This window comes from Methylobacterium sp. J-090, assembly GCF_022829345.1.
GTDB lineage: Bacteria > Pseudomonadota > Alphaproteobacteria > Rhizobiales > Beijerinckiaceae > Methylobacterium.
In genome coordinates this window covers 29,514-49,799 of record NZ_JAKSXV010000087.1, presented here as the reverse complement: position 1 = coordinate 49,799, position 20,286 = coordinate 29,514, and the positions used below count along the sequence as shown (strand labels likewise).

Annotated in this window: 26 protein-coding genes; 13 read left to right on the top strand and 13 right to left on the bottom strand. The window is 69.2% G+C overall.

Annotated features, from left to right (window positions below):
* The first annotated feature begins 148 nt into the window (after positions 1-148).
* The 4 genes from MKK49_RS14890 (at position 149) to MKK49_RS14875 (ending at position 2,434) form a co-directional block, all read left to right on the top strand.
* On the top strand, positions 149-553 hold the full coding sequence (locus MKK49_RS14890; RefSeq protein WP_244029703.1) for a hypothetical protein: 405 nt from the start codon (positions 149-151) through the stop codon (positions 551-553).
* 119 nt (positions 554-672) lie between these two features.
* Positions 673-1,275 (top strand): cation transporter, encoded by a 603-nt coding sequence (locus tag MKK49_RS14885; protein WP_244029701.1) that lies wholly within the window; start codon positions 673-675, stop codon positions 1,273-1,275.
* 19 nt (positions 1,276-1,294) lie between these two features.
* A complete protein-coding gene (locus tag MKK49_RS14880) occupies positions 1,295-2,155 on the top strand; it encodes a metallophosphoesterase (RefSeq protein ID WP_244029699.1) in 861 nt (286 codons plus the stop codon).
* 57 nt (positions 2,156-2,212) lie between these two features.
* Positions 2,213-2,434: a hypothetical protein gene (locus MKK49_RS14875; RefSeq protein ID WP_244029697.1), complete on the top strand. Its 222-nt coding sequence runs from the start codon at positions 2,213-2,215 to the stop codon at positions 2,432-2,434.
* A gap of 3 nt (positions 2,435-2,437) precedes the next feature.
* On the opposite strand, the gene MKK49_RS14870 is transcribed toward MKK49_RS14875, so the two are convergent.
* The gene (locus MKK49_RS14870) at positions 2,438-2,815 is read right to left on the bottom strand and encodes a 4a-hydroxytetrahydrobiopterin dehydratase (RefSeq protein ID WP_244029695.1); all 378 of its coding nucleotides are present in this window, start codon (positions 2,813-2,815) and stop codon (positions 2,438-2,440) included.
* A 183-nt stretch (positions 2,816-2,998) separates the two neighbouring features.
* On the opposite strand from MKK49_RS14870, the gene MKK49_RS14865 reads away from it, so the two are divergent.
* The 7 genes from MKK49_RS14865 (at position 2,999) to MKK49_RS14835 (ending at position 10,182) form a co-directional block, all read left to right on the top strand.
* Complete coding sequence (locus tag MKK49_RS14865) at positions 2,999-3,982, top strand: ABC transporter substrate-binding protein (RefSeq protein ID WP_244029693.1); 984 nt, start codon at positions 2,999-3,001, stop codon at positions 3,980-3,982.
* A gap of 34 nt (positions 3,983-4,016) precedes the next feature.
* A complete protein-coding gene (locus MKK49_RS14860; RefSeq protein ID WP_244029691.1) occupies positions 4,017-4,754 on the top strand; it encodes an ABC transporter permease in 738 nt (245 codons plus the stop codon).
* On the top strand, positions 4,735-5,529 hold the full coding sequence (locus tag MKK49_RS14855) for an ABC transporter ATP-binding protein (protein WP_244029689.1): 795 nt from the start codon (positions 4,735-4,737) through the stop codon (positions 5,527-5,529). The genes MKK49_RS14860 and MKK49_RS14855 overlap by 20 nt, the downstream gene beginning before the upstream one ends.
* Positions 5,530-6,181: 652 nt before the next feature.
* Positions 6,182-7,984 carry a lanthanide-dependent methanol dehydrogenase XoxF1 gene (xoxF1, locus tag MKK49_RS14850; RefSeq protein ID WP_244029687.1) on the top strand — a complete coding sequence of 601 codons (1,803 nt, stop codon included), beginning with the start codon at positions 6,182-6,184 and terminating at the stop codon, positions 7,982-7,984.
* A gap of 134 nt (positions 7,985-8,118) precedes the next feature.
* Positions 8,119-8,754, top strand: a complete 636-nt coding sequence (locus MKK49_RS14845) for a c-type cytochrome, methanol metabolism-related (RefSeq protein WP_279595537.1) — start codon at positions 8,119-8,121, stop codon at positions 8,752-8,754.
* Positions 8,754-9,608, top strand: a complete 855-nt coding sequence (gene xoxJ / locus MKK49_RS14840) for a rare earth element methanol dehydrogenase accessory protein XoxJ (protein WP_244029685.1) — start codon at positions 8,754-8,756, stop codon at positions 9,606-9,608. Before MKK49_RS14845 ends, xoxJ begins: the two co-directional genes overlap by 1 nt.
* 1 nt (position 9,609) lies before the next feature.
* A complete protein-coding gene (locus MKK49_RS14835) occupies positions 9,610-10,182 on the top strand; it encodes a murein L,D-transpeptidase family protein (RefSeq protein ID WP_244029683.1) in 573 nt (190 codons plus the stop codon).
* Here the strand turns inward: MKK49_RS14835 and folK are convergent, their stop codons facing one another.
* The 12 genes from folK to MKK49_RS14775 form a co-directional block, all read right to left on the bottom strand.
* The gene (gene folK, locus MKK49_RS14830) at positions 10,183-10,656 is read right to left on the bottom strand and encodes a 2-amino-4-hydroxy-6-hydroxymethyldihydropteridine diphosphokinase (RefSeq protein WP_244029767.1); all 474 of its coding nucleotides are present in this window, start codon (positions 10,654-10,656) and stop codon (positions 10,183-10,185) included. It lies immediately after the preceding gene.
* An 11-nt stretch (positions 10,657-10,667) separates the two neighbouring features.
* Positions 10,668-11,045, bottom strand: a complete 378-nt coding sequence (gene folB, locus MKK49_RS14825) for a dihydroneopterin aldolase (RefSeq protein ID WP_244029681.1) — start codon at positions 11,043-11,045, stop codon at positions 10,668-10,670.
* Complete coding sequence (gene folP / locus MKK49_RS14820; RefSeq protein WP_244029765.1) at positions 11,042-11,815, bottom strand: dihydropteroate synthase; 774 nt, start codon at positions 11,813-11,815, stop codon at positions 11,042-11,044. Before folP ends, folB begins: the two co-directional genes overlap by 4 nt.
* A 165-nt stretch (positions 11,816-11,980) precedes the next feature.
* On the bottom strand, positions 11,981-12,352 hold the full coding sequence (locus MKK49_RS14815; RefSeq protein WP_244029679.1) for a hypothetical protein: 372 nt from the start codon (positions 12,350-12,352) through the stop codon (positions 11,981-11,983).
* Complete coding sequence (locus MKK49_RS14810) at positions 12,333-13,013, bottom strand: hypothetical protein (protein ID WP_409565080.1); 681 nt, start codon at positions 13,011-13,013, stop codon at positions 12,333-12,335. Before MKK49_RS14810 ends, MKK49_RS14815 begins: the two co-directional genes overlap by 20 nt.
* Positions 13,014-13,051: 38 nt before the next feature.
* Positions 13,052-14,209, bottom strand: a complete 1,158-nt coding sequence (gene pqqE, locus MKK49_RS14805) for a pyrroloquinoline quinone biosynthesis protein PqqE (protein ID WP_244029675.1) — start codon at positions 14,207-14,209, stop codon at positions 13,052-13,054.
* Positions 14,206-15,288, bottom strand: coding sequence for a pyrroloquinoline-quinone synthase PqqC (gene pqqC / locus MKK49_RS14800; protein ID WP_244029673.1), 1,083 nt, complete (start codon positions 15,286-15,288; stop codon positions 14,206-14,208). Before pqqC ends, pqqE begins: the two co-directional genes overlap by 4 nt.
* A 236-nt stretch (positions 15,289-15,524) precedes the next feature.
* Complete coding sequence (gene pqqB / locus MKK49_RS14795) at positions 15,525-16,424, bottom strand: pyrroloquinoline quinone biosynthesis protein PqqB (RefSeq protein WP_244029671.1); 900 nt, start codon at positions 16,422-16,424, stop codon at positions 15,525-15,527.
* A 45-nt stretch (positions 16,425-16,469) separates the two neighbouring features.
* Positions 16,470-16,559 (bottom strand): pyrroloquinoline quinone precursor peptide PqqA, encoded by a 90-nt coding sequence (pqqA, locus tag MKK49_RS14790; RefSeq protein ID WP_018043604.1) that lies wholly within the window; start codon positions 16,557-16,559, stop codon positions 16,470-16,472.
* Positions 16,560-16,743: 184 nt separating this feature from the next.
* A complete protein-coding gene (locus MKK49_RS14785) occupies positions 16,744-17,448 on the bottom strand; it encodes a response regulator transcription factor (RefSeq protein WP_056095386.1) in 705 nt (234 codons plus the stop codon).
* Complete coding sequence (locus MKK49_RS14780) at positions 17,445-19,079, bottom strand: sensor histidine kinase (RefSeq protein WP_244029669.1); 1,635 nt, start codon at positions 19,077-19,079, stop codon at positions 17,445-17,447. The genes MKK49_RS14785 and MKK49_RS14780 overlap by 4 nt, the downstream gene beginning before the upstream one ends.
* A 131-nt stretch (positions 19,080-19,210) precedes the next feature.
* Positions 19,211-19,417, bottom strand: coding sequence for a hypothetical protein (locus MKK49_RS14775; RefSeq protein ID WP_244029668.1), 207 nt, complete (start codon positions 19,415-19,417; stop codon positions 19,211-19,213).
* Between the two features lie 170 nt (positions 19,418-19,587).
* Between MKK49_RS14775 and MKK49_RS14770 the strand changes: the two genes are divergently transcribed.
* A complete protein-coding gene (locus tag MKK49_RS14770) occupies positions 19,588-19,926 on the top strand; it encodes a type II toxin-antitoxin system RelE/ParE family toxin (RefSeq protein WP_279595536.1) in 339 nt (112 codons plus the stop codon).
* Positions 19,927-19,965: 39 nt separating this feature from the next.
* Complete coding sequence (locus tag MKK49_RS14765) at positions 19,966-20,286, top strand: HigA family addiction module antitoxin (protein WP_244029666.1); 321 nt, start codon at positions 19,966-19,968, stop codon at positions 20,284-20,286.

Sequence of the window (20,286 nt, the reverse complement as noted above, 5' to 3'; positions counted from 1 at the left end):
GCCGAAGATCCCTTTTCGCCTCGCACAGGCGCGCGGCCAAATCCAGTCTTAGGCCGCGCGGAGGCGGGCCGCGGCGCAGGGGCGTTCCGGACAATTCGAGCGGTCGTCTTCACGGGTCCGTGAAGCCCCATCCCGCACACTCCCCGGCATGTCCGATCCAGATCCTTTCGCGCCCCGGCATCTCGGGTCGGCGCTCTCCCTCACGGGCCTCGTCGCCCTGATGACGAGCGAGGGGACGCGACCGGACATCCTCGGCCTGGCCTGCGGCTGCCTTGCGGCGGCGCTCGTCGCCTTCACGGTCGACCTCTGCCACACGCCGAAGCGGCAGCGGTCCCGCAAGGGACGCCGGCCCGGGGCGCCCAGGGCCGTGGCACCGACACCGGTGACGGCCCGTTCGGCCCTGCCGCACGAGCCGCGGGTCCACCCGGCCCTGGCGGCATCGGTCCGCGGGGCACGAACCCCTGGGCCGGAGCCGGTGCCGCCGGTGGCGGCCGTCGTGCACAGGCGCGCCCTGAAGGATGTGCGTAACCGGCGCATCGCCCGCGGGACCTGATCCGCGTCGCGGGCCGCCGGGTGGGCGCCCCGCCCCTCGACAGATCCAACCCTCGACAGGTCCGCCCTCGACAGGGCGGCACGCATCGGCGATGAGGCGCCGGCCGCGAGGACCACACCGTGACCCAGCCAGCCCCCGCCACCGCGCTCCGCCCCGTCGTCGCCCGGGTCGCGGGCCTGAACCTCGGCTTCTTCGGCATCGAGATCGCCGTGGCGCTCGCCATCGGCTCCATCGCCCTCATCGCCGACAGCCTCGACTTCCTCGAGGACGCGGCCATCAACCTCCTCATCTTCGCCGGGATCGGCTGGAGCGTGCGCAACCGGGCCCGCCTCGGCGTGGTGCTGGCCGGCATCCTGGTGATCCCGGGGCTCGCCACCGCCTACGCGGCCTACGAGAAATTCTCGGATCTGACGCCGCCCGCCCCCCTGGCGCTGACCCTCACGGGTCTCGCGGCGCTCGCCGTCAACCTCGCCTGCGCGGCCATGCTGGCGCGCCACCGCGACGGCGGCGGCAGCCTGACCCGGGCGGCCTACCTCTCGGCCCGCAACGACGCCTACGCCAACCTCGCCATCATCGCCGCCGGCCTCTTCACCGCCGTGACCCTGTCGCCCTGGCCCGACCTCATCGCGGCGGCGGGCATCGCGATCCTCAACGCGGATTCGGCCGGCGACATCCTCCGGGCGGCCCGCGCGGAATGGCGCGCGGCGAAAGCGATGCCCTGACCCCCATATCCTGACACCCATGCGCATCTTTCCGATCTCGGACCTCCACCTCGAACGCCGCCGCCTCGACGTGATTCCGCCGCCGCGCCTGCCCTTCGACGTGCTGGCCTGCGCCGGCGACCTGTGGGAGGGCCATCCCGAGCGGGGCCTGGCCGCCATCGTGGCACTGGCGCAGGGCCGACCCATCGTCCTCGTGCCGGGCAACCACGAGCGCTACGCCCCGACCGGCGACGGCCGCACCGCGCCCGAGCTCCTCGCCGCCCTGGAGGCCGAGGTCGACCGCCTGAACCGGGCGGGGCAGACGATCCACCTGCTCCAGGGAAGCGCCGCGGTGATCCGCGACGGGGTGCGCTTCGTCGGCACCACCCTGTGGACCGACTGGCGCCTCGCCGGGCGCTGGCTCGACGCCGGGACGCCCGACCGGCCACAAGATCCCGTCCCGCAAGATCCCATCGCCTACGCCGCCGCGCGCATGACCGACCCCGTCACGGGGTCCCGCGAGTTCCGCGGCGCCATCCGCAACGGCGACGGCTCGGCCTGGTCGCCGGCGGACGCCATGGCGGCCCATGCGCGGGAGCGGGCGGCGCTGGTCGCCGCCCTGTCGGTGCCGCATGCGGGCCCGACGGTGTGCCTCACCCACCACCCCGCCGGCACGGCGGCGGCGGACGCGTTTCGCGGGGCCCCGGGCGTGCCGTGGTGGCTGCCGGCCTTCTACGCCACCACGGTGCTGGACGACCTGCCCGACTCCGCCCGGCCCGACCTGTGGATCTCGGGGCACTTCCACGCGGCGCACGACCTGCGGGTCGGGCGCACCCGCTGGGTCGCCAACCCCGTCGAGGGCAAGACCTACGCGCCCGACACGATCCTCGCCGTCGGCTGAAACCGGAGCCCTGCGCGGCGCGTACCCTGAGACGCCCCTCGGAACCGGAGCCCGCCCGTGAACGCCTTCATCGCCGTCGTCCTCGTCTGCGCCAACGGCATCCCCATCGAGGCCTGCACCGACGAGAAGGCGAGCGAGGTCCGCAAGGTCCGGGTGAGCAACGAACTCGGCTGCACCAACGGCTGGCAGGAGATCATCGCCCGCACGGATCTTCGCGACGAGGTCGGCAAGACGAGCTACCTCAAGACCGAGTGCCGCCGGGTGAAGCAGGCCGAGTGATCGCTACTTCTCGTGCTTGATGTAGGCGAAGCGCGGGTCCGTCGGGGTACCCTCCAGGGCGCCGCCCTCGGTGCCGGGCTGCCAGCCGACCACCTCCTCGATCTTCCGCGCCAGGGCGAAATCCTTCTCGGTCACGCCCTTGGCGGCGTGGTTGGTCAGGCGCACCTCGACCCAGGCGTAGGAGGCCGTGAGGTCGGGGTGGTGCCAGGCGGCCTCCGCCAGATGCCCCACAGTGTTGATGACCATGAGGGTGCTCTTCCAGCTCGCGGTCTTGTAGGTGCGCTTGATCCAGCCCTCCTCGAGGCGCCAGGCCGGCAGTTCGGTGGTGAGGCGCGCCTCGATGGTGGCGTCGTCGAGGACGGTATCGCGCGGTTCGGCCATGGTCGGGTCTCCCATTGCCCGCCTGACGCGGCCGGGCTCACGGCGGCGACCCTGCGACGGGGCGGGCGCGTTCGCAAGATCGCGGGCCGTTTCGCCTCAGGCCGGGAGCGGTCGCGCCGGTGGACGGCCGAACCGGGACATTCTATTGAGACTCTCAACAGAATACCGAAGGAGGGTACGCCTATGCTGTCACGGCGCGGATTGCTCGCGACGGCGGCGTGGCTGCCCCTGGCCGGCCGCTCGGCCCACGCGAATTCCCCGAAGATCTCGGTGGGAAGCCTGCCCTTCGGCACGGTCTCGTGGGAGGCCGCCGTCATCAAGGCGCGCGGCCTCGACGCGGCCAACGGCTTCACCCTCGACGTGGTCAAGCTCGCCGGCAACGACGCCGCCCGCATCGCCTTCCAGGGCGGTCAGGTCGACACCATCGTGGGCGACCTGCTCTGGGCGGCCCGCCTCGGCAACGAGGGACGGAGCATGCGGTTCTTCCCCTATTCCACCACCGAGGGCTCCCTGATGGTGCCGGGGTCGAGCCCCATCGCCAGCCTCAAGGACCTCAAGGGCAAGCGCCTCGGCGTCGCGGGAGGGCCCCTCGACAAGAACTGGCTTCTCCTCAAGGCCCAGGCCCGTGATGCCGCCGGGATCGACCTCGAGACCGAGGCCACCGTCGCGTTCGGGGCGCCCCCCCTGCTGGCGCTCAAGCTGGAGCAGGGCGAGCTCGATGCCGGGCTGCTGTACTGGACCTACTGCGCCCGCCTGGAGCCCAAGGGCTTCCGCCGCCTCATCGGCTCGGACGACATCATGCGGGCCTTCGGCGCCACGGGCTCCATGGCGCTGATCGGCTACCTTCTGGCGGGCGAGACCGTTTCGGCCAAGCCTGAGGCGGTCGCCGGCTTCACCCGCGCCTCGAAGGCGGCGAAGGACATGCTCGCCCAGGACGCCTCGGCCTGGGACGTGGTCCGCCCCCTCATGGCGGCGGAGGATGAAGCGACCTTCGAGGCCCTCAAGCGCGATTTCCTCGCCGGCATCCCGCGCCGGCCCCTCGCGGTGGAGCGGGTCGACGGCGAGCGCCTCTACGGCGTCCTGGCCCGCCTCGGCGGCGAGCGCCTCGTCGGCACCGGCACCACCCTGCCGCCGGGCCTGTACTACGACGGCACGGCGAATGGCTGACGGGCCGCGCCGCGCTCCGGGGCACCCCTAGCACATGGGGTTTGCCACCCGTCTCGTCTCGATCCTCGTCCTGCTGGCCGGATGGCAGGCGGCCGCCGTCGCCGCCGGGTCGCGGCTGCTGCCGGCGCCGCTCGCGATCCTGGCCTTCATCCGGAGCGAATCGGCCTCGGGCGACCTGTGGTGGAACGTCGGCATCACCCTCGCGCGGGTGGGCGTCTCCTTCGTGCTCGCCATGGTGCTCGGCGTGCTGCTCGGCATCGCGCTGGGGCGGTCGCGGCGCCTCAACCTCGTCCTCGACACGCCGCTCCTCATCCTCCTCAACACGCCCGCCCTGGTCATCACCGTGCTGGCCTACATCTGGGTCGGCCTCAACGAGGCCGCGGCGGTGCTGGCCGTGGTGCTCAACAAGCTGCCCAACGTGGCGGTGATCCTGCGCGAGGGCGCGCGCGGCCTCGATCCGCAGCTCGAGGAAATGGCCCGGACCTACCGCTTCGACCGCCGCACCTGGATCGCCCACGTGCTGGTGCCCCAGCTCCAGCCCTTCGTGGTGGCGGCCGCCCGCTCCGGCCTGTCGCTGGCCTGGAAGATCGTCCTGGTGATCGAGCTGCTGGGGCGCCCCAACGGCGTCGGCTTCGCCATCAACTACTACTTCGTCCAGAGCCTGAACGTGGCGGCCATCGTCGGCTACAGCATCGTGTTCATGAGCGTGATGATCGCCATCGACATCCTCATCCTCCAGCGCCTCGAAGCCCATGTCCGACGCTGGCGCTGAGCTCCCGTCCAACGCCGGCGCCGAGCGCCCGTCCGACGCCGGCGCCGAGCAGGCGGCTTTGCGCGTCGAGATCATCTCCAAGGTCTACGGTGCCGGCGGCCCCGAGCCGGTCGAGGCCGTGCGCGACCTCGCCTTTTCCATCCACGCGAAAAGAATCACCTGCCTCATCGGCCCCTCGGGGGCGGGCAAGACCACGACCTTGCGCATCCTGCTCGGCCTCGACGCCGCCTACGACGGCAGCGTGACGCCCGATCCGGACGAAGCCGGCATCGCCATGGTGTTCCAGGAGCCGCGCCTGCTGCCGTGGCGCACCGTCGAGCAGAACGTGCGCCTCGCCCTGCCGCGCCCCGCGCGCGGCCGCGACCTCGATGCCCTGTTCGAATCCCTCGGCCTGACGCCGTGGCGGACGCGCTATCCCGGCGCCCTGTCCCTCGGCATGGCCCGGCGCGTCGCCCTCGCCCGGGCGCTCGCCCAGGCGCCCCGCATCCTCGTCCTCGACGAGCCGTTCGTCTCCCTCGACGACACCTCGGCGGCGGCCCTGCGCGCCCTCGTGGTCGGCAGCGTCACCGGGACCGGGATGGGCGTCCTGATGGTGACCCACAACGTCGCCGAGGCCATCGCCATCGCCGACCGCCTCGTGCTCGTCTCGGCCCGGCCGGCGAGCCTCGTCGCCACGGTGCCCCTCGGGCGGCCGCGGGACTCGCGCGACCGGGCCTGGACCGACGCGACCCGGGCCGATCTGGCGGGCCGCTACCCGGGCATCATCGCCGTCTGAGGGGGCGGGACCCGTCCCGGACGCGTCCGTCCCCGAAAAAAGACGGACCGGCGCGATGCGGCGAGACAACGCATCAATGCGCGAGACCGCCGATCCCATCGATTCTGCCGCAGCCCGACGGCGCCGACGCGGAAAACTGCTGATGCATTATTCTGCTCCCGATCCAAGACGACCAGGATGAAATACCAAATACCAAGACGCACGCGTCCGCGAGCCGCCATCTACGCGGAGGCGAACCCGGAAACCCACCAGACCATGCGTTCCGCACATAGGATAGCGCCGGATCGGCAAAACTATTTGATGACAGAATTATCGTTTTTGCATCGCACCATGGTTTGCGCTGCAGCATTAGCCTTCGATTCACCAAGGTCACGTCCGGCCGAGCTTCGGCCTAGCCTCACGAAGCTCACAGAAAGCGAGTTGACGGGCCGGGAATTTTTCTTAGAGTTCATTCAAGCTTCGGTTTCGAGGGGCGCCGCAAAGGGATAGCGGCCCTTGGCCTGGATGAGCGGCATGGTACTTCAGAGTTCCGGCCGCCCCTCCGCCCGCTACGGAAGCGCACCAAATCCCTGTCGCAAACAGCAGGTCGCACCGACAGACGCAGATCGAGAGATGCGCGGATGCCAGGTGTCAAGACTTGTCGGAGGAATGCATGAGAGCGGTTCACCTTCTCGCCCTGGGCGCCGGCCTGGTGGCCTCGAGCCCGGTCCTCGCCAACGAGGACGTCCTGAAGCGCACGGCCAACCCGGCCGAGCAGGTTCTTCAGACCGTCGATTACGCCAACACCCGCTATTCGAAGCTCGACCAGATCAACGCCAGCAACGTCAAGCAGCTGCAGGTGGCCTGGACGTTCTCGACCGGTGTGCTGCGCGGTCACGAGGGCTCGCCCCTCGTCGTCGGCAACATGATGTACGTCCACACCCCCTTCCCGAACATCGTCTACGCCCTCGACCTCGACAAGGACGGCGTGATCGTCTGGAAGTACGAGCCGAAGCAGGACCCGAGCGTCATCCCGGTCATGTGCTGTGACACGGTCAACCGTGGTCTGGCCTACGCCGACGGCGCCATCATCCTGCACCAGGCCGACACCACTGTCGTCTCGCTCGACGCCAAGTCCGGCAAGGTGAACTGGTCCGTCGTCAACGGCGACCCCAAGAAGGGTGAGACCAACACCGCCACCGTCCTGCCCGTGAAGGACAAGATCATCGTCGGCATCTCCGGCGGCGAGTTCGGCGTGCAGTGCCACGTGACGGCCTACGACGCCAAGTCCGGCAAGAAGGTCTGGCGCGGCTACTCGGTGGGCACCGACGACCAGCTGATCATGGACCCCGAGAAGACCACGTCGCTCGGCAAGCCGGTCGGCAAGGACTCTTCGATCAAGACCTGGGAAGGCGACCAGTGGAAGACCGGCGGCGGTTGCACCTGGGGCTGGTTCTCCTACGATCCCAAGCTCGACCTGATGTACTACGGCTCGGGCAACCCCTCGACCTGGAACCCCAAGCAGCGTCCGGGCGACAACAAGTGGTCCATGACCATCTGGGCGCGTAACCCGGATACAGGCATGGCCAAGTGGGTCTACCAGATGACCCCGCACGACGAGTGGGACTACGACGGCATCAACGAGATGATCCTCACGGATCAGAAGGTTGACGGCAAGGAGCGTCCGCTGCTCACCCACTTCGACCGCAACGGCTTCGGCTACACCCTCGATCGCGCCACCGGCGAGCTCCTGGTCGCCGAGAAGTTCGATCCGGTGGTGAACTGGGCCTCCAAGGTCGACATGGACAAGGGCTCCAAGAACTACGGCCGCCCGCTCGTCCAGGCCAAGTACTCCACCGAGCAGAACGGTGAAGATACCAACTCCAAGGGTATCTGCCCCGCGGCCCTCGGCACCAAGGACCAGCAGCCTGCTGCGTTCTCGCCGAAGACCAACCTGTTCTACGTGCCCACCAACCACGTCTGCATGGACTACGAGCCGTTCCGGGTGTCCTACACCCCCGGCCAGCCCTACGTCGGTGCGACGCTCGCCATGTACCCGGCCCCCAACAGCCACGGCGGCATGGGTAACTTCATCGCCTGGGACGGCGTCGGTGGTAAGATCAAGTGGTCGAACGCCGAGCAGTTCTCGGTCTGGTCGGGCGCTCTCGCCACCGCCGGTGACGTGGTGTTCTACGGCACCCTCGAGGGCTACCTGAAGGCCGTCGATGCCAAGACCGGTAAGGAACTCTACAAGTTCAAGACCCCGTCGGGCATCATCGGCAACGTGATGACCTACCAGCACAAGGGCAAGCAGTTCGTCGGCATCCTGTCGGGTGTCGGTGGCTGGGCCGGCATCGGCCTCGCGGCCGGCCTGACCGACCCGAACGCCGGTCTCGGCGCGGTGGGTGGTTACGCCGCCCTCTCGAACTACACCAACCTCGGCGGTCAGCTGACCGTGTTCGCGCTCCCGAACTAATCGGTCGCACGAAGCTTTGAAGGTTAGGGTGCCGGCGCGGGTTTCCGCGCCGGCACCTTTATGATTAGGTCCTTATCAAGAACAATTCGAACATCGGTCCAACGGGCCGATGGATGCTCCTGGGAGAAACGTCGTTGCAGTACCAAAGCAAAGCCGCCATCCGTCCGCTCGTCGCCGCCCTCGTTCTCGCGCTCGCCTCCACTGCCGCCGTTCAGGCGCAAGATGCCAAGCCCGCCGACGCCAAGTCCGCCGACGCCAAGCCTGCGGATGCCGCACTGGCCAACCAGCTCGATCCCAATGCGGCCGACAAGGACGCCAAGCTCCTCGACAAGTATCAGGCGGTGAAGGTCGAGGACGGCAAGTACTTCGACAAGGACGGCGCCCCGACCTACCACATCACCAATGACGGCAAGAAGTTCGACTGGTACGCCTATTCCGGCTACCGCCGCTATCATGCCGAGTGCCACGTCTGCCACGGCCCCGATGCTATGGGCTCGACCTACGCGCCCGCCCTCAAGGATTCGCTCAAGCGCATCTCCTACGAGGAGTTCATCGGCATCATCGCCGGCGGCAAGCAGGACATCAGCGCGAGCGGCACCAACGTCATGCCGGCCTTCGGCGACAACAAGAACGTCATGTGCTACGCCGACGACCTCTACACCTACCTGAAGGCCCGTGCCTCCGGCGCCATGCCGCGCGTGCGCCCGACGGACAAGGAAGAGAAGCCCGAGGCCGCCAAGAAGGCCGAGAAGGAGTGCCTGGGCGGCTGATGATCCGCACAGGCTCGACCACCGGCCTCGCCCTCGCGCTCCTGCTCACCGCAGCAGGGGCGCGACCCGCGTTGGCGCAATCGCTGCCGGACCTCGTCACCACGGACACCCTGCGGGTCTGCGGCGATCCGGGCAACATGCCGTTCTCCCAGCGCAAGGAGGACGGGTTCGAGAACCGGATCGCGGCGATCATCGCCGAGGAGCTGAAGGTCAAGGTCCGCTACTACTGGCTGACGCAGGGGCCGGGCTTCGTGCGCAACACCCTCGGCACCGGCCTGTGCGACCTCATCATGGGGTCGGCGTCGGGCGGCGAGCTCGTGCAGCACACCAACCCGTACTACCGCTCCGCCTACACCCTGGTCACCCGCACGGGCGAACTCGACGGGGTGACGCGCCTCGACGATCCCCGTCTCAAGGGCAAGGCCATCGGCGTCATCGGCGGCACGCCCCCGGTGAACCGGATGGGGGAACTCGGCCTCGTCAGTTCGATGAAGGCCTACGCGCCCTACCAGCTCGATCCGGCCCGCAAGCACCAGACCATCGCGGCCGAGGTGATCGCCGATCTCGCCGAGAAGCGGGTCGACGCGGCCATCCTCTGGGGTCCGGCCGCCGGCTGGCTGGCCAAGCAGAGCGGCGTGCCCATGACCGTGGTGCCGCTCCTCGAAGAGCCCGACCGGCCGCCGCTCACCTTCCGCATCGCCCTGGGGGTGCGGATGGAGGAGAACGACTGGAAGCGGACCCTCAACACCATCCTGCGCAAGCGCCGCGCCGACATCGAGACGGTGCTGCGGGACTTCGATGTGCCGCTCCTCGAGGAGGAAGGCAACAAGCTCCTCGACGCGCCGAAACCCTGACATGGCGGGCCCTGGTCCGCATCGAGGCCCACGAGGGCGGCGGTGGATCGGGTCCATCGCCGCCCTCGTCGTTCTCGGCGTCCTCGGGCTCGCCCTGGTCGATCAGCGGCAATGGACGCGCGTCGAGCCGGACCTCGTCGTGGCCCCGGAGCGGGCCGACCGCATCCTCGTGGAGAAGGCCGCGCGGCGCCTGACCCTGCTGCGGGAGGGCCGCGTGCTCGCCACCTATCCGGTCTCCCTCGGTTTCTCGCCGATCGGGCAGAAGGCGCGCGAGGGGGACGGACGGACGCCCGAGGGGATCTACGCGATCGCTTATCGCAACCCGCGCAGCGTCGCGCACCTGTCCCTGAAGGTGTCCTACCCGACGCCGGAGCAGGCGGCCGAGGCCGCGGCGGAGGGCCGGGAGCCCGGGGGCGATATCATGATCCACGGCGTGTTCAACGGCTTCTCCTGGGTCGGCCCCCTGCACCAGCTCGTCGACTGGACGAACGGGTGCGTCGGCGTCACCAATGCCGAGATGGAGGCGATCTACGCCCGGGTCGATGTCGGCACCCCGGTGGAGATCAGGCCCTGATCAGTCGCGCACGATCCCGGTGGCGTCGAGCTTCGACAGGGCCTGCGCCACCGTCTCCGGGCCGATGACGAGGTCGGGGGCGATCTCGGCGAGCGGCACCAGCACGAAGGCTCGCTCGCGGACGAACCGGTGCGGCAGGACGAGGCGCTCGTCCGCGATGGTCGCGCCGGCGTAGGACAACACGTCGATGTCGATGACGCGCGGTCCCCAGCGGCGCTCGCGCACCCGGCCCATGGCGGTCTCGATGGCGAGGCCGGCTTCCAGCAGGTCGTGGGGCGAGAGCGAGGTCTCAATGCCCAACGCCGCGTTGAGGAACCAGTCCTGGTCGGTGTCGCCCCAGGGCGGGGTGCGGTAATCGGCCGAGCGCGCGGTGATGCGGATGCCCGGCGTCACCGCGAGGCGCGCCACCGCCTCGGCCAGGGTCGCGGCCTTGTCGCCGATGTTGCTGCCGAGGCCGAGATAGGCTGCGCTCATGGGGAGAGCGGTCATGCCCCGGCCCCGGCCCGGTGGCGGGTGATCTCGATGGCGACGCCCTCGATCACCGCCGGCACCGGCGCGCTCGGCTTGTCCACCCGTACGCTCACGCTCCGGATCGGTTCGTGCGCTGACAGGATTTCGGCCGCGATGGCCTCGGCCACGGCCTCGATGAGGGCGAAGCGCCGCTCGGTGGCGATGCGGGTGACGATCTCGGTCAGATCGGCGTAGCTGACGGTCAGGGCCACGTCGTCGGAGCGGCCGGCGGGGGCGAGATCGAGGCGGCAGTCGAGGGAGATGTAGAAGCGCTGGCCCAGGCGCGCTTCCTCCTCCAGAAGGCCGTGATAGGCGAAGACCGCGATGCGCTGGACGAGGATGCGGTCGCTCATGACGCGCGCCTCATCACGGCATCCACCACCCGCAGGGCGTCGACGTGGGGGGCGACGTCGTGGACCCGCACGATCTGCGCGCCCAGGGTCGCGGCCAGCACGTGGCTCGCCACCGAGCCGTACAGGCGGTCCACCGGCTTCGTCTCCGTGTTGTGCAGGCGGCCCAGCAGGGATTTTCGCGAGACGCCGACGAGGACCGGAAAGCCGAGGGCGACGATCTCGGGCAGCCGCCGCAGGGCTTCGAGGTGCTGGTCCCAGCTCTTGCCGAAGCCGATTCCCGGATCGAGGACGATGTCGGAATCGCGGATGCCGGCATGCCGAGCGATGGCGAGCGAGCGCTCGAAGAAGCGCAGCATGTCGGCGACGATGTCGATCTCGGGCTCGATGGTCTCGCGGTTGTGCATCACCATCACGGGCGCACCGTGATCGGCGGCGACATGGGCGATGTCGGGCTCACGCTGCAGGCCCCAGACGTCGTTGACGATGCGGGCGCCGGCTTCCAGGGCCACGCGGGCGGTGGAGGCCTTGTAGGTGTCGATGGAGATCGGCAGGGCCAGGCGACCCGCGAGAGCGCGGATCACCGGCAGGATGCGGGCCTGCTCCTCCTCGGCCGAGACGGGGGTGTGGCCCGGACGGGTCGATTCGCCACCGATGTCGACGAGGGCCGCGCCCTCGGCCACCAGGGTCTCGGCCTGCGCACGGGCGGGTCCGGGGTCGGCGAAACGCCCGCCGTCGGAGAAGGAATCCGGCGTGACGTTGAGGATGCCCATCACGAGCACGCGCTGCCCGAGATCGGGCAGCAGGGTCTGCAGGGTCGAGGGAGGAGGGGGCACGGAAGCTCGATCGGGTGAGGGCGCGGTCCGGATTGCTTTGGCCCGATTACGCCCCCGGAGCAACGCCGGAAGAGCCGAAGCCCGGTGGCCCGAAACCCGGCGTCACACCCCGCCGCGGTAGCAGCGGATCTCGGCCTCGGCCTGGGCGCGGCGCAGCTCGGCGACCTTGTCGTCGAACACCTTGGTCGACTTGAACTCGTTGGCCCGCTGGCCGATGCCCTGGCGCATGGAGAGCACGGTGCTGGCCTGGACGTAATGGTCGTAGGACAGGATCGACGCCAGGGCGTCGAGGGAGCACGAGCAGCGCGACAGGGATTCGCGCGACTGGCCGTTGGCGGCCATGCAGCCGAAGATGTAATCGGCCCGCGCCTCCGTCGGGTAATCGTTCTCGAGTTCGGCGGCCCGCAGGGGCGCCGCGACGCCCGACAGGAGGACAGCCGCGAGGGTCAGACGCTCAACCAGCGTTCGGATCATAGGTCAGGCTCTCTTGCAGGAGTTCGCCGCCCTCGGCGTTCTTCGACTGCGCCTCGATGGAGACGAGTTCGCCGGGCACGGCATCGGACGTCACGAAGGTGTAGCGGATGTTCTCCATCCCGCGCATGCGCTCCTTCATCCGGTCTTCCACAAAGGGCTGCGTTTCGATGCGCCAGGCCGAGACCTTCTGGCCCTTGTAGTCGATGGTGGTCGGCGTCACCGTCGCGTTGTCGCGAAGTCCCTTGCGGATGGCGTTCTTGATGTAGCGCGGGTTGGCCGAAAGCACCCGCGCCATGTCCATGAGGTGATGCTCCAGGAACAGCGTCATCACGGGGTTGCCCGGCATGTCCTCGAACGGGCCGGCGGGGAAGCGGTTGGCCCCCGAGAACATCTCGACGCGGATGTCGCGGCCCTCGGCGCTCTTGCCGGGTTCGATGCCGAGCTTGATCGTGTCGTCCATGGGCGGCCCGAACGGCCCCTTGGAGATGCCGCTGCGGCGGATGTAGCCGTAGGTGAGCTTCGTGCCCGGGGGCACGTTCTTCATCTGCGGCTGCTCGAACAGCAGGTCGGAGGCGTTCGGCGCGGCGGTGCTGGCCTTGGTCACGGGCGGGCTGTCCGCGGCGGGCGGCGTCTGAGCCAGGGCAGGGGTGCCGCCGAGCATCAGCAGCGCGGCAAGGGTCGCGGCAAGGGTGTTGGGCTTCAAAGGGGCGCGTCCTCGTTCAGCTGCGTCCGCACGTTGGGCTGCACGTTACTGCCGATGGTCCGGTAGGTGTAGTCGGGCGGGCTCTCGGCCGCCTCTTCCGTGGCGAGATCACGCACCTTGGCGTGAAGCGGCGACAGGGAGCAGGCCGGATCGGTGGCGGCGGCGTCGCCGGCGAGCGCCAGGGCCTGGCAGCGGCAGCCGCCCCAATCCTTCTCGCGCCGGTCGCAGGACCGGCAGGGCTCCTGCATCCAGTCGGTGCCGCGATAGGCGGTGAAGGCCGGCGAGTTCGCCCAAATGTCGCCGAGCGAGTGGTCGGTGACGTACCAGAATTCGAGCTGCTTGATGGTCTCGGCGGCGTGGCACGGCAGGACCTTGCCGGCCGGCGTCACGTTCATGAGCTTGCGGCCCCAGCCGCCGGCGCAGGCCTTGGGGTACTTGGCGTAGTAGTCCGGCACCACGAGATCGATGACGAGCTGGCCCTTGAGCCGCTCGCGGGCGGCCTCGACGATGCGGATCGAGCGGTCGACCTCGGCCTTGTTCGGCATCAGGGCGGCGCGGTTGACGTAGGCCCAGCCGTAATACTGGGTGTGGGCCACCTCCAGACGCTTGGCCCCGAGCTTGACGGCGAGATCGATGAAGCCCTCGACCTCGTGGATGTTGCCCCGGTGGATCACCGAATTGAGGGTCAAGGGCAGGCCGAGCTGGGTCACCCGCTCGGCGAAGGCGAACTTCTGGGGTTGCGCGTTCTTCAACCCGCCGATCTTCTCGGCATTGGCCGCGTCGACGCCCTGCACCGAGAGCTGCACGTGGTCGAGGCCGACGTCGTAGAGCGCGTCGAGCTTGGCGAGGGCCCCGCCGACGCCGGACGTGATGAGGTTCGAGTACAGCCCGAGCTTGGCGCAGGTCTGGGTGATCTCGACGATGTCGTTGCGGGCGGTGGGCTCGCCGCCCGAGAGATGGACGTGCAGCACGCCGAGCGCCGCCGCCTCCGTCAGCACCCGCTGCCACGTCGCCGTGTCGAGCTCGCCCGAGCGCCGGTCGAGTTCGAGCGGGTTCGAGCAGTACGGACAGCGCAGGGGGCAGCGGTGCGTCAGTTCGGCCAGGAGCCCGACGGGCGCCGGCAGGACGGGGGCGGTCGGCGTGATGGCGTTCATCGCTCAAGAACCCGTTTGGTGGCGAGGTCGTTCAGCATGACGAGGATGTCGGCCTCGATCACCGCGCGGTCGGCGGTGAACTTTTCGGCGAGCAGGCCGGCGATGTCGCGCACGGTGCGGGCGCCGTCGACGTATTCGAGGACCGCCACGGCGTTGGCATCGAGGTCGAAGGTGCGCTCGGGGGCGAGCAGCACGTGCTCGCCGCGCACGGTGTCGTGGCGCAGGCGCACGCCGCGGGGCAGGCGCGGCACGTCGTGCGGGCCCAGCGTGCCGGTGCCGGCGGCCTGCGCCGGGGTGGGCTCAGGCACGAGGCCGGTGCCGGGCGTCCAGGCGTCGGGCGGGGTCAGGCCGGGGGCGACGTAGGCGAAGTACAGGGCATCGAGCTGCGTCCACAGCACGTTGCACTTGAAGGTCAGCGCCGCCATCGCCTGCCGCTGCAACTCGGGCGTGGTGGCATGCTTCTGCACGTAATCGAGGGCGAAATCGGCGTCGCGCGGGGCCTGGGTCAGGCGCTTGTCGAAGTAGGCCAGCGTGTCCTTGGTGATGAAGTCGTAGTTCTTCAGCATCCCGGCGACGCGCTCGGAGATGATGGTCGGCGAGAACATCTCGGTGAGCGACGAGGCGATGGCTTCGAGCAGCGAGCGCTCCTTCACGAAGTGGACATAGGCGTCCACGGAGAAGCGGGTCGCGGACAGGATGCCGTGGGTCGACTCGACATAGGCGCGCGAAAACCCGACGCCCTCGGCGAGCTTGAGCCAGCGCTCGATGCCGCCGTCGCCGGGGGCGTCGCCGTCGTGATCGACGATGCGCTGGCGCCAGATCCGGCGCAGGGACGCGTCCTCCATCCTGGCCAGCACGGCCGCATCCTTGATGGGGATCATCGCCTGGTAATAGTAGCGGTTGAGCGCCCAGGCCCGGACCTGATCCTTGTTCAGCTTGCCGTCGTGCAGCAGGCGGTGGAACGGATGCAGGTTGTGGTAGCGCCGCGCGCCGATGTCCCGCAGGGCCGCCGCGAGCTCTTCCGGGCTCAGCAGGCGCTGGGTCTCGTCGGCGACGGGGGTGGGAAAAGGCGCGGTCATGGCGTTGTCCGGATCCGGCGGTGGGCGTTCCGACGTCTGGGTTCCGACGTCTGCGTTCGGAGGTCTGCGTTCGGAGGTCTGCGTTTCCTGGGCGCTTCTTGTAGATGGTGTCGCGGCGCCTGTCAGGCCAACGACGCCATGAGCACAATTATATTGCGCATCATATATCAACTCGCGCAGTAAATTGCCAGCGGGACCCGCGTTTCAAGGGGTGCGGCCCGCTATCCCGCGGTGGGTCAGAGGGACAGGCTCAGGCCGTCATGGGCCACGATCCAGCCCTCGGCCTCGACGGAGGCGCGCTCGGGCGAATCCTCCACCAGCACCGGGTTGGTGTTGTTGATGTGGACGAAGACGCGGCGGCCGATCTCGGTGTCGGCCAAAGCCGCGATGGAGCCATTCTCGCCGGTCATCGGCACGTGGCCCATGCGCCAGCCGGTCTTGGTGCCGACCCCGGCGCGGATCATGTCGTCGTCGAGGAGGACGGTGCCGTCGAAGAGCAGGGCATCGGCGCGGCTGATCTGCCCCTTGAGCCGGTCGGTGACGCGGGCGCAGCCGGGGATGTAGGCGAGACGCTTGCCGTTCGCCTCGATCATCGCCCCGACGGTGGTCTCGGTCTCGGCGCCGAGTTCCACGGTCTTCCCCTCGAGCCACAGGGGAACCTTGCCGGGCACGGAGAACAAGGTGACGGAGAGCCCCGGCACCGGCTCGAACGCGGCATCGAGGGCGATGGGCTCGCGCCCGACGACGCCCTCGGCCATCACGTCGAACACCCGGTTGGCGTTGACGGAATCGAGGATGCCGGCGGTGGCGTAGAGGGTGAAGGGCTGGCCCTCGCGCAGGGTCAGCAGGCCGGCGACGTGGTCGACGTCGCCGTTGGTCAGCAGCACCGCGTGGATCGGCGAGTGGCGGAGGCCCTCGCGCGGATGCAGCACGGGATTGTCGAACAGCTGCTGGCGGATATCGGGGGAGGCGTTCACCAGGAGCCAGCGTTCCCCATCGGGGGAGACGGCGATGCTCGACTGGGTCCGCGGCCTGACGCGGGTGGAATCCTCGCGGGCGAGGGAGCAGATAGGGCAGCGGCAATTCCACTGGGGAAGGCCGCCGCCCGCGGCGGAGCCGAGGATCACGACATGCATGGTTGAACCGACGCCGTCCCGCTCCTCAGGCTCGCTCCGACAACCTCAGTTGAAGGTATCGATCTCAGCCGACTCGTAGCTCGTGACTTCCATGCCAACGCAGATCTCGGAAACGACGGGGGCAGCCCAGGTCATGGTGTTTCTCCAGAGTTTCTTTTGAACAGCAGCGCCCCGAACCACCTTAAGAGGATCGTAAGACACTGACGGCGCAGTGGTTTCTGTCGCGGGAGCTATATCGACAATTCCGCCGTCGACTTCAAGCTTTAAATTGCCGGTTCGTCCCGCCATCCTCTCAGAAAGCGCTTAAGCTCGATCGGCCTCAGTGCCGGAAATCCTGGCCCTTGAGGTCGAGCATGAAGCCGCGTCCGCGCACGGTGACGATGACCGGGCCGCCCAGACGGACGAAGTCCGACAGCTTGGTGCGCAGGTAACCCACGTAGACATCGACGACATTCAGCGACAGGCCGCCCTGGCCGGCCCAGAGCTTGTCGAAGATGTCGCCGCGCGACACCGGCTGGTTGGCCTTGTCCATGAGCAGCGCCAGCAGCTCGGCCTCGCGCGGGGTGAGGCGCGCCGTCGCATCGGCGAACCCGACCTGGCGGATGTTGAGATCGAGGACGAGGCGGCCGGCCGTGACGATGGTGCGAGGCTCGTCGGATTCCTTGCGGCGCAGGAGGTGCGTCTGCAGGCGGGCCAGGAGCTCGTCGAACACGAACGGCTTGACGATGTAGTCGTCGGCCCCGAGGGCGAGGCCCTCGGCACGGTCGCGGACCTCGTCCCGGGCCGAGAGGAACAGGATCGGGCCGGGATAGCCGCCCTCGCGGAGCGACCGGCAGACATCGTGGCCCGAGCCGTCCGGCAGGGTGATGTCGAGGACGACGGCTTCCGGTGCAGAATCGCGCGCGGCGATGAGCGCGTCGTCGACGCAGCCGGCGACCCCTACGGAGAACCCCTCCGCCTCGAGGCCCCGCGCGAGCATGGCGCGGATGTCGCTGTCATCCTCGACGATCAAGACCCGGGTCATGCCGTGGTTTCCTTCTCAATCCGGTGGGAGGCCGACGCCGCGTCGTCGTCGGCGGCAAGTGCCACGGGAAGTGCCACGGGAAGTGCGAGGGCGACCTGCGCCCCCCGATCCTGAGGCCCGGCCCCCAAGCGGATCGTGCCATCATGCCGCTCAACGACCCAGCGCGCCAGGGCTAGGCCGATGCCGAACCCGGTCTCGCCGGACGGGCTCTCGCGGCGGAAGCGCTCGAACAGGGCCTCGCCGGTCTGCGGAAAACCGGGGCCGTCATCCGTGACGGTGACGGTCGCCGGGCCGCCCGGGCCGACCGCGAGGGCGAGGGTGACGCGGGTGAGGCCGCTCGCGTGCCGCAGGGCGTTGTCGACGAGGCTCTCCAGAACCTGCCGCAGCCATTCCCGGTCAGCCAGCAGGGTCGCGTCCGAACCGATGGGTTCGAGGACGAGGCTCACGCGGCGGCGGGCGGCCTCCGAGGCCATGCCGTCGACGGCGTCCGTGAGGATGACCGAGGCGAGGACGGGCCGCCGGTCGAGTTCGATCTGCCCGGATTCGGAGCGGGCGACCCGGAGCAGATCCTCGACCCGGCGCTGGAGGCGGAGCGACCGCTTGCGGATGGTGGCGAAGACCGGGGCGAAGTCGGCTCCGGGGCGCCCGGCCGAACGGGCGGCGATGTCGCATTCGCCGAGGATCACGGTCAGCGGCGTGCGCAGTTCGTGGCTGACATCGGCGAAGAACCGCCGACGCGACCGGTCCACCGCCTCCAGGCGCGCGTTGGCGGCGCGCAGGTCCGTGGTGCGGGCCGCCACCGTATCCTCCAGGGCGGCCCGGTCGGCGGCGAGCCGCCCCTCGCGCCGGGCCAGCCGCGCCGCCATGCGGTTGAAGTTCGCGACCAGCAGGCCGAGTTCGTCCCGCGTCGCCACGGAGAGGCGGGTGTCGAGCTCGCCCCGGCCGACGGCGCCTGCGGCCTGACGCACCGCCGCGATGCGGGCGAGCGTCGGGCGCGTCACCGCCCGGTAGAGCCCGAACACGATGGCGAGCGCCGCCGCCACCGCCGCCAGGGAGGCCACCCGCAGGGTCGCCGACAGGTCGCGCGCGGCGTCCGACCCGGCGATCATCGAGCGGCGCTCGACCTCGATGAGGAAGGAGAGGGGCTGCCCGGTCATGGCGCCGAAGCCGTTGAGGGCGCCGCGGATCGCGTTCCGGCGCTGCTCGTCCTCGGAGCGGCGCAGGACCTGGGCGACCTGCCGGTCGAGGACGGCGCGGGCCGAGCGCAGCTGCGCCAGGGGACGCGCGCGGGCGGCGTACTGCGTCCGGTCGAGGGGATCGTCGCTGCCCGCGATGCTGCGCCCCAGGGCCTCGTCCACGGCGACCAGGGCCCGATCGACGTTGGTGCGGGCCACCGACAGGCCTTCCGGCTGCGCGTCCGGGTTGCTCACCGCCTCCAGGGCGGCGAGGCCGTACTGGGTCATGCGGCCCGACAGCTCGACGAGGAGTTCGAGGCGCCCCTGCGCCGCCAGCGTCCGGTCGATGGTCCGCTCGGCGGCCCCGATCGATCCGAGCACGCCGAGGGCCGCCAGGACCACGAGCAGGGCGGTGCTGCCGAGGAGCAGGGCGAACCGAACCTTCAGCGAGCGCATTGTCCGGCCAATTTTTGCTGCTTCCTCCCGACCACGACAGATGACCCGCAGATCATCGTCGCGCGTGAGGGATGTCTAGGCGCAGGAGACCAGTTTTCGCAAGTGCAGGGGCCTGGAAGGCGGAGACGCGATCACAGATCGCGCGGAACGGAGCCCCGCACGGCGCAACGCCAGCGGCTCACGTGCCACTCGGGATGCTCGGCTTGCCACTTGGCGAGGGCGCTCTGGGAGTTGCGCAGGCACACGGTCGGGCTGCGGGCCTCGAACGAGAGATCGATCTTGTCCTCGCGGCATTGCGTCGGCTCGGACAGGAGACAGATCGAGAGCAGGATGAGCATCGGCCGAGCCTGTGGATGACGGGGAAAAACTGCGGACGCGCAAGATGATGCGACATTCCTGGTCGGATCACTCTCTCGATCCGGCAGAACCGGGACAATTGTGCAATTCGTCGCCTCCCGGTGAGCAACCCACTTCGCGCGTGTCGCGACTCCGTCGATACACGGTCAGGTTGACAAATCTGTATCACCCAGAGATACAGGACCGATGGGGATCGAGATCAGACGTGGCGATCAGGAGCTTCGCGAACGCGGCGACGAAGGCGGTCTTCGAGGGCAAGACGCCCAAGGACCTTCCGACGTCGATCATGTCCGTCGCGCGGCGCAAGCTGGGGATGATCGCGGCCGCTGACGCCTTGAACGATCTGAAGGAGCCGCCCGGCAACCGACTCCATCCGCTGCTCAAGGACCGGGCGGGACAGCACGCCATCCGGATCAACAATCAATACCGCGTCTGCTTCGTTTGGACCGATACCGGCGTCGAACAGGTCGAGATCACGGACTATCACTGAGTGTCTGGCATTCGCCAGCGGATTGGGGCTCGAAGAGCGATGAGCATCGTGCTTGCGACGGAAGAAATTCTCCCCCCCCTTCACCCCGGTGAGGTTCTCCGGGAGGAGTTCCTCATTCCGTTGGGTTTGACGGCCGGTGCCGTGGCACGGGCCTGCGGTGTGCCACGCACGCGCATCGAGCGCGTAGCGTCCGAGGACATCGGGCTGACGACGGACACCGCCTTGCGTCTAGGGCGCTATTTCGGAACCACGGCCGGGTTCTGGCTCAATCTCCAGAAGCGTTTCGAGCTGGAAACGCTGGAGCGCGCGATCGGACCTGACCTCGACCGCATTACCCCCCTGGCCCGTGACGCCGCCTGA